Here is a 1,070-nt window from a genome sequence, read left to right on the forward strand (position 1 = left end):
TAACATTCGGATGGAAGCTGCATGTAAACGGGGCTTAAGAGGTCACAAATTTAGCTACGGTGTTATCAAAAACATCCTAGTGAATAATATGGATTTACTCGAAGAAGAGGCTCCTATCGAATTCCGTATCCCCGAGCACAGTAATATTAGAGGTCCTGAAGCTTATAATTAATCAACTTATAAAATCCTAATAAATGAACACACAAAACACATTAGAACAGCTCAAAGGTCTTAAATTAACAGGCATGGCTAAAAGGTATGAAGCTGCATTGTCACTTCCAGTACATCAACAAGAAGATGTCCATTCTCTCATAGCTATGCTTACTCAGGCAGAAGTAGAATACAGGGATTACTCCAGAACACAGAAGTACCTAAAAGCAAGTAAGCTCCGTTATCATGCCTTACCAGAAGATATCATTTGCAATACAGAAAGAGGTATTACCAGAGAACAGCTACTTAGGCTCTCTGATGGCATGTTTATAGAAAGGGGAGAAAATGTCCTGATAACTGGTGCCACTGGTTGTGGTAAATCTTTTATGGCCTGCGCCTTAGGGCGTAGTGCCTGTTTACTTGGTTACCGAACCCTATATTTTAGTATGAACAAGTTTATGGATGCCTTGACTCAAGTCAGACTTGATGGGACATACCTGAAGTGGATTAAAAGTATCTCCACAAACAAACTTCTAATACTGGATGATTTTGGGCTAAAACCGTTGAATAATGATGCCAGGATTGCGTTACTAGATATCCTCGAAGACAGGTATGGTATAGGATCAACTATGATCACTTCCCAGCTCCCAGTAGACACTTGGCATTCCTTCTTAAACGAGCCAACATTATCGGATGCTATTATGGACAGATTGTCAGCTTCTGCCCACAGAATTACACTAACAGGTAAATCTTTGAGATCTAAAAAAAATTATTAACTTTGAAAAATATCATCTTTACTTAGTGATGATAAAGGACGATTTGACTGGTGTACTTTGCTCTGGAATAAATGGCGCACTTTGTTGCGGAATCGTGGTGTACTTTGCTCCGGAATGGGTGGTGTACTTTCGTCGGAATATCTA

General features: G+C 39.5%; 1 protein-coding gene. It reads left to right on the forward strand.

The window, feature by feature from the left end; translation table 11 throughout:
* Positions 1-194 precede the first annotated feature (194 nt).
* Positions 195-926, forward strand: coding sequence for an IS21-like element helper ATPase IstB (gene istB / locus EKM02_RS14695; protein WP_126456435.1), 732 nt, complete (start codon positions 195-197; stop codon positions 924-926).
* The last annotated feature ends 144 nt before the right edge of the window (positions 927-1,070 follow it).

It is taken from the genome of Flavobacterium sp. RSP49 (assembly GCF_003968735.1).
Classification (GTDB): Bacteria; Bacteroidota; Bacteroidia; order Flavobacteriales; family Flavobacteriaceae; genus Flavobacterium.